Here is a 6,838-nt window from a genome sequence, read left to right as displayed (position 1 = left end):
TAACAAGCTTGATGACGAGAGTATGCATCCACTGATAACATGTCAACCGACGAGAGGAGAACGTGTGACTCCGAAGGTTCGGCTGACCGCGAAGGAACGCGGCGACGAGGTCCTGGCCGCGGCGGTGCAGGCGTTCGCCGCGTCCGGGTACGAGGGCACCAAGACCGACGAGATCGCCCGCCTGGCCGGGGTTTCCCAGCCCTACGTGATCCGCCTGTTCGGCACCAAGCAGCAGCTGTTCCTGGCCGCGGTCCGGAGCGCCTGCGAACGCATCGAGCAGATCTTCCGCGAGGCCGCCGCCGAGTCACCCGAGCTGGGCTCCCTCGGCACGAACTACGGACGCCTGCTGACCGAACGCGAACTCCTCCTGGTCCTCCTGCACGGCTTCTCCGCCAGCGGCGACCCGGTGATCGGCGACTGCGTCCGCCAACGCTTCGGCAGCATCTACACCCTGATCCGCGACCTCACCGGCGCCACCCCCCAACAGACCCGCGAGTTCCTCTCCGCCGGCATGCTGATGACCGTCATGTCCGCCATGCAGGTCCTCGGCCCCCACGCCATCCCCACCCCCTGGGCCACCGAGATCGCAAAGACCTTCGACTAGTCGCGGTTGAGTTTTTGGTCGGCGGTTAGCCAGATGGTGAGGGCTGTGAGGGTGATGGCGGCGGCTGTGACGGCTAGGGAGCCGGGGACGTTGGCGTGGTGGATGAGGGCGGCGGCGCCGGCGATCAACGGGGTCAGGAGGGTGGCTGTTGCTGCGGGCAACCACCAGCGGCGCAGGGTGGTGTGGGGGACGCGGGCGTAGGACGGGAGTTGCGCGGCGAACGCGGTGGCGAGGTGGAGGATGACCAGGGCTGCCGCGGTGAGGACCAGGCTCCAGCTGAAGGTGGCCGGGCCGCGCATCAGCCAGCCCAGGGCGATCACCAGCATGAACAGCATCGCGGCGAGCGAGTCCGGCAGGACGACTGCGGCGAGCAGCAGCGGTACGCCGACGTACGGGACGAGGTCCAGCTCGTCCCACGGCTGGAGTGCCGGCACGACAAGTGCGACGGCCCCGGACAGCGCGATCACCAGGCGGGCGAGGACGACGGTGCATCCGGCGGCGCGGAGCTGGGCCAGCCAGAGCGTGATCTTCTCGTCGGCACTCATGAGCGGATCCTCGGGGCCGCGGACAGCCGGGCGGCGGCCCGCAGTACCTCGTCCAGGGTCCCGGAGCCCTGCCACGGGACGGTCGGTACGCCGAGGTCGCTGAGCCGGTCGAGATCGCGCCGCCGTTCGAGCAGGCGCAACCGCCAGGCGAGCGGCCACGACCGTACGTCGTGGGCGTCGAGGTCGATGATCGACGCGACGTCGGGCGGCAGCGTGTCGATCGCGATCACCGTACAGCCGGAGTGCACGAGCGTGACGATGTAGCCGAGCATCGTCTGGCGCAGCAACGGACTGAGCACCAGGACGAGGCTGTCCGAGCGCACCCGGTTCCGCCGGGCGAGCTGCTCCTGGTCCTGCTGCCGGCCGCGCCGGTCCGCGTGCACCAGCGTGTCCAGAATCCGCCGCAGATGCCCGCGCCCACTCCCCGACCGGACGCCGCGGAACAGGCTGCCGGTGTCGATCAGCCGCACCCGGTCACCGTTCCGCAGGTAGTGCTCGGCGATCGCGGCGGCCGCCCGTACGGCCGTGTCGAGGCTCGACGAGCGCCCGTCGATGCCCTCGCTGATCCCGATCTCGCCGCCGGTGTCGACCATGATCACGACCTCGGTGTCCCGGTCCGACCAGGTCGAGGTGACGTGCAGCTCCTGCGTCCGCGCGGACACCGCCCAGTTGATCCGGCGCAACCGGTCCCCGGTCCGGAACGGCCGGACACCGGACAGCTCGGTCCCTTCCCCGGGCCGCCGCGACCGGTGCAACCCGACCAGCCCGGCCGGCCGCGGTACGGCGTCCACCGCCTCGAACCCTTCCCGCAGCGGCAGCGTCGTCACCGCCTGCGGTTCGGCCGACGTCACCTGGATCCGGTACGCCCCGACCGCCGACGTCGCCGTCACCGTTGGCCGCTCCAACGACCGGAGCCCCCAGCGCTTCGACCGGACCCCGACCTCCAGCGTCACCTCACCGTCCGAGACCGGCTCCGCGATCGCCGCCTGCGGCGGGTCGTACTGGAACCACAACGTCCGCGGCAGCGCCGCCACGATCAGGTCGATGTCCGGATCCACATCCCCCGGGACGCGCAGCCGGTACGTCGTACCCTGCCCTTCGAACAGCACGTCCGCGTCCAGCTCGGTTTGTACGTCGGGCCGCGCGTGCGGCCGGAAGTACCGCCCCCAGGCGGCCAGGAACGCGATCGGCAACCCGAACACGGCCGCGTCCGGACGGCGCAGCAGGACCGCGGCACCGAGCAGCACCGCGGCGACACAGATCGCCCGGATCTGTGCGTGAGTGGGCCGCCAGCTCATCTGGCGACTGCGACGGTGGGCGGAGCCGGCACTGACCCGAGCACGGTCCGCACCACGGTCGCGCCGGTCACCTCGTGCAGCCACAGCTCCGGCCGTACGGTGATCCGGTGCGCCAGCGCGGCGACCGCCACCTCCTTCACGTCCTCCGGTACGACGTAGTCGCGGCCCTGGATCACCGCGTACGCACGCGCCGTCAGCAGCAGCGCCAGCGAACCGCGAGGCGACGCCCCGACCAGAACCTGCGAGTCACGACGGGTCGCGGTGGCGAGATCCACGCAGTACTGACCGACCGTGTCGTCCACCGTCACGGTCTCGACCGCCCGTTGCGCGGCGAGCAGGCCGGCCGCGTCGGTCACCGCGTCGACCGACTGGTCCTCGCGGCGGCGGCTCATCCGGCGGCGCAGCACCTCCCACTCCTCCGCCGGACTCGGGTAGCCGAAGCCGATCCGGAGCATGAAGCGGTCGAGCTGTGCCTCGGGGAGCGGGTACGTGCCCTCGTACTCCACCGGGTTCGCGGTCGCGAGGACGTGGAACGGGATCGGCAGCGGGAACGTCTGGCCCTCGACCGTGACCTGGTGCTCCTGCATGGACTCCAGCAGCGCGGCCTGCGTCTTCGGTGGCGTCCGGTTGATCTCGTCGGCGAGCAGCAGGCCGGTGAAGATCGGTCCCGGCCGGAAGACGAACTCGGACTCCTTCTGGTCGTACACGAACGCGCCGGTCACGTCCGACGGCAGCAGGTCCGGCGTGAACTGCACCCGCCGGAACTCCAGCCCGAGCGCCTGCGCGAACGACCGCGCGGCCAGCGTCTTCGCCAGGCCCGGGTAGTCCTCGAGCAGCACGTGCCCGCCGGCCAGGATGCCCGCCAGCACCAGCTCGAGCGCCTCGCCCTTCCCGACCACGGCCTGGCCGACCCGGTCCAGCACCTGCCGGCTCAGCGCGGAGACCTCTCCGAGCGTCAGCTCCTCAGTCACTATCCCTCACAGGTTCTCGATGGTGTGGATCGCGTCCTCGATCTCGTCGAGGGACGCGGTGCGTTTGTCGTCGCCGGTGATCAGCGCCCAGAGCCGGTCGCCGGCGAGCTCGCGGGCCCGGTCCGGTTCGCGTTCCGGGTCGACGCCGTGCCGGTGCACCAGGCGGTCGGTGGCCAGCTCGAGCAGCAGCGGGCGGATCCGGCGTACGAAGGTCTGCGAGCCCTCGCCGGCCCGCCGCTCGCGACTCGACTCCTGCAGCCAGGTCGCGAGGAACTGGGTCCGGTTGTCGCTGTTCCGGATCCGGAGCGCGGCCAGCCGGTCGTCGTGCCGGCCCGGCCAGCTGGTCTCCAGTACCTCGGGCAGCAGCAGCCGGATCGCGAGCGAGACCAGTCCGACCGCGAGCGCCGCCGCCACGAACCACAGCGGCCGCGGCGCCATCCCGGCGGCTCCGAAGATCCCGACCAGCGCGAGGCTCGCGAGTACGGCGATCCCGAGATGCTGGACGAGCATCTTGTTCGGCAGCCGCCGCTTCTTCACCTCGGGCGGCGGCCCCTTCTCCTCCAGGGCGGACCAGCGGTAGGTCATTGGGCGACCTCCGCATGGGCGAGTTCTTCACGCAGACGGAGCAGCGCGGCGCGGGCGATCGTACGGGCTTCCTCGGTCGAGCCGCGGGTGGAGTAACGCGCCTCGCGGTACAGCCGGCCGAGGCGGATCAGCTCCGGCTCCGAGATCCCGCCGACCCCGAGCACCCGCACGGTGAACTCGGCCGGCGTCTCGGACGGCTCCCGCGCGACGCCCGCCGACGCGGCCGCCTCTTCGAGCGCCACCCAGCACGCGATCACCGCGTCACTCGCCGTACCGGTGTCGATCTGGGCGAGGCCGGTGTCGACCGCCTCGGCCAGCCGCTCGGCCTTGATCCGCTCCCAGTTGTCGTCGGAAGGTTCCGCCTTCGGCAGCCGGATCCGGCGTACCACCCGGATGATCACCAGCACGACGAACACCAGCACCGCGGCGATGACCAGGTACACGATCGCCTGCCACAACGAGAGCAACCAGCCGGGCGTCTCGTGCTGCGGCAGCATCCGCGGCGTCGGCGCGGCCGCAGACGGCGGCGTCTGGGTGGCGGTCCGGGTCGGGAGCGGCTGCGGGCTCGCCCGCAGCGTGCTGTCGCTGACCGGACGCACCGGCCCACTCGCGGACGCGAGCACCACGAACCCAGCCACCACGATCCCCACGAACACCACGACGGCCGCCGCGAGCGCACCCCTACGCTGCGTCTGCATCTCGGCAGGCTACCTCTTTAAAAGCCCGTGTCGAGGAAAGGAAGCCGGGATGTGGAAAACGCTTGCGAGGTTGTGGCCAGAGCGCCTGGGGTGTGTTCGGCGATCAGGCCGGCGCGGCCGAGTCTCGCGAGGGACGGGCGGCCGAGATAGACGGCGCCCAGGTCGCGTACGTCGAGGGTGAGGTCGGCCGCCCTCTGCACCTGCTCGCAGGCGGCGCCGTCCGTACCGCCGGTCAGATGCCAGCGGCCCGCGTTCCACGGCAGGAACTCGTCGACCACCTCGATCACCACGTCGACGTCCCGCGCGTACGTCCGCCCCGCGAGCGCGCGCCCGACGTCCACCGGCCGCACCCACAGGCCGTCGCGGGTGATCGCGCCCGGCGCCCGCGGGTCGAGCAGGAGATCCAGCAGCGGGTCGTCGGACGCGAGCGGTTCGCAGTGCGTCTCACTGAGCAGGTCCGGCTCGAGCAGGTACCGCCAGAGCGCCGCGTGCGACGCCAGGTCGACGGCGTGCACCCGCTGAACGTCGACATACCCCTTGTCCGCGCGCTTCGTCCGGTAGTACGCGAAGCCGGTGAGCTCGCCGTCCCGCTCGGCGACGACGCAGCGGAGCCGGGACGCTTGCGCGATGTTGCTGACGACGGTGGGGCTGATCGTGTACTGCTGCCAGCTCTCGTCGTGCTGGAACATCCCGGGCCGGTCCAGCGCGAGCCGGTTCCGCAGCTCCGCGCAGCGCGCCAGACTCTCCTGGGCGTCGACGTACCGGATCCGTACGTCGTCGATGCCGTCCACCGGCCGCAGTGCCCGGGCCCCCTTCGGTACGACGATCTCCTGGTGATCCGCCGCCAGCCCGTACCCGAACCGCGGGTAGATCACCGGCTCGCTCGCGGTCAGCGCCGCCAGCGGCTCCCCCGCCTCGCGCACCTCCGCCAGCTGCGCCCGCATCAGGTCGCGCAGAATCCCCCGCCGCCGGTGCGTCGGCCGCACCCCGACCATCGTCACCCCCGCGACCGGCAACTGCCCGCCGGGCACGGACATCGGCAGCATGAACGATCCGGTGTGCCCGACGAGTTGCCCTTCCTCAGTCGCGACGATGCTCCGGTCCGGCTCCCAGATCCTCCGCTCGGACTCGTACTGCTCATCGGTCCACGGCGCCGAGAACGCCATGTCCAGCAACTCCAGCAACTCGGCCCATTCCCCCGCAAACTTCCCGATCTCGATCGCCATACCCCTTACCTATCAGACGATCGGCCTGCGCCGCCTCCGGTTTCGGACACGCCGTACCGATGGACTGATGAAAACCGTTTTCATATAATGTGTTCATGACCGCCCGAGTGAAGACTCCGTTGTCCTTGTTGGTGGGGCTTTCCGCGACGCTGCGGGAGCCTGTCCTGGAGGCGATGACCGACGCGACCACAGTGGTCGTGGAGGTGGACCAGGACGAGCTGCCGGGTCGTGGCGTGCTGTCCTGGCGGGTGCGGGACCGGTCCGGGCCGATCGACGCGGGCGAGTTCACGGTCGGCGACGACTGCGGCGCGTGTCAGCTGATCGAGTCGCTGGTGCCGTTGCTGGAGACGCTCGTCGAGCGCGCGCACTGGGACCACATCGTGCTGTCCGCTCCACCGGCGATGGAGGCCCGGCCGCTGGTCACCACGCTCGTGTCGGTCCTCCCGGAGATCGCCGTCGACACCGTCACGTGCGTCGTCGACGCCGTACTGCTGGTCGCGCAACTGTCCGGCGACGAACTGCTCGCCGAGCGCGGTCTGGCGCTCGGGCTCCCGGACCGGCGCAACGTCGCGGAGCTGACCGCACGCCAGATCGAGTACGCCGACGTGTGCGTGCTGGCGAACGCGCATCGCGGTGCGTCCCCCGAGCGGCTCGAGCACCTGCTCGGGCACCTGAATCCGCGGACGGAGGTCGTGCCGGCCGGCGGTTCCGGCGTACCGGACGGTCAGGTGGCACGGACCGGGCGGTTCGACTTCGACGCCGCCGAGGCGTGGGCCGGTGAGCTGGCCACGTCCGACCGGCTGCAGCCGAGCGACGACGGGGTGACGACGGTGCTGTGGCGGTCGACCCGTCCGCTGCATCCGGCCCGGCTGAACGACGCGCTCGAGGACATCGTCCACGGGGTCGTCCGC

At 71.1% G+C, this 6,838-nt stretch carries 8 protein-coding genes; 2 read left to right on the top strand and 6 right to left on the bottom strand.

Annotated features, from left to right (window positions below; translation table 11 throughout):
- Window positions 1–64: 64 nt before the first annotated feature.
- Window positions 65–604 carry a TetR/AcrR family transcriptional regulator gene (locus VFF46_RS00280; RefSeq protein WP_325034904.1) on the top strand — a complete coding sequence of 180 codons (540 nt, stop codon included), beginning with the start codon at window positions 65–67 and terminating at the stop codon, window positions 602–604.
- Here VFF46_RS00280 and VFF46_RS00275 read toward each other — a convergent pair.
- Genes VFF46_RS00275 through VFF46_RS00250 form a run of 6 tightly spaced genes read right to left on the bottom strand, consistent with a single transcriptional unit; the run spans window position 601 to window position 5,927 of the window.
- A complete protein-coding gene (locus VFF46_RS00275; protein ID WP_325034903.1) occupies window positions 601–1,149 on the bottom strand; it encodes a hypothetical protein in 549 nt (182 codons plus the stop codon). The two genes, VFF46_RS00280 and VFF46_RS00275, sit on opposite strands and share 4 nt — an antisense overlap.
- Window positions 1,146–2,447, bottom strand: a complete 1,302-nt coding sequence (locus VFF46_RS00270) for a DUF58 domain-containing protein (protein WP_325034902.1) — start codon at window positions 2,445–2,447, stop codon at window positions 1,146–1,148. Before VFF46_RS00270 ends, VFF46_RS00275 begins: the two co-directional genes overlap by 4 nt.
- Window positions 2,444–3,418, bottom strand: coding sequence for a MoxR family ATPase (locus VFF46_RS00265; RefSeq protein ID WP_325034901.1), 975 nt, complete (start codon window positions 3,416–3,418; stop codon window positions 2,444–2,446). The genes VFF46_RS00270 and VFF46_RS00265 overlap by 4 nt, the downstream gene beginning before the upstream one ends.
- Window positions 3,419–3,424: 6 nt before the next feature.
- Complete coding sequence (locus VFF46_RS00260) at window positions 3,425–4,003, bottom strand: hypothetical protein (RefSeq protein WP_325034900.1); 579 nt, start codon at window positions 4,001–4,003, stop codon at window positions 3,425–3,427.
- Window positions 4,000–4,701 (bottom strand): DUF4129 domain-containing protein, encoded by a 702-nt coding sequence (locus VFF46_RS00255; protein WP_325034899.1) that lies wholly within the window; start codon window positions 4,699–4,701, stop codon window positions 4,000–4,002. Before VFF46_RS00255 ends, VFF46_RS00260 begins: the two co-directional genes overlap by 4 nt.
- 17 nt (window positions 4,702–4,718) lie before the next feature.
- The gene (locus VFF46_RS00250) at window positions 4,719–5,927 is read right to left on the bottom strand and encodes a GNAT family N-acetyltransferase (RefSeq protein WP_325034898.1); all 1,209 of its coding nucleotides are present in this window, start codon (window positions 5,925–5,927) and stop codon (window positions 4,719–4,721) included.
- Between the two features lie 95 nt (window positions 5,928–6,022).
- Between VFF46_RS00250 and VFF46_RS00245 the strand changes: the two genes are divergently transcribed.
- Window positions 6,023–6,838: GTP-binding protein (locus tag VFF46_RS00245; protein ID WP_325034897.1), on the top strand; the 816-nt coding region annotated here is incomplete at its 3' end.

This window comes from Kribbella sp. (assembly GCF_035655035.1).
Taxonomy (GTDB): Bacteria; Actinomycetota; Actinomycetes; order Propionibacteriales; family Kribbellaceae; genus Kribbella.
Note: the sequence above shows the minus strand (reverse complement) of the source record. Positions and strands in the feature narration are given on the sequence as shown.